Consider the following 201-nt stretch of genomic DNA (forward strand, 5'->3'; position numbering starts at 1 on the left):
ATGAGCGTCAACATCAACCCAAAGGTGTTACTTTTGCATTGAAAGATTATCTGGAACTCGTTGATGAAACAGGCAGAATAATTCGTAATGATAAACGGGGAGCGATATCTGCGAATGCCGAGCTGATATTGAATAGAGTTAATATACCCGCTGAGAATTGGCTAAAAATTATCACAGAGTTTGGTGCATTGTTTCATGGCC

Annotated in this window: 1 pseudogene; it reads left to right on the plus strand. The window is 39.8% G+C overall.

The window, feature by feature from the left end:
- Nucleotides 1-201, plus strand: a pseudogene (locus Q0791_RS25260) (transposase); the annotation flags it as partial.

This window comes from uncultured Shewanella sp., from assembly GCF_947495455.1.
Lineage (GTDB): Bacteria > Pseudomonadota > Gammaproteobacteria > Enterobacterales > Shewanellaceae > Shewanella.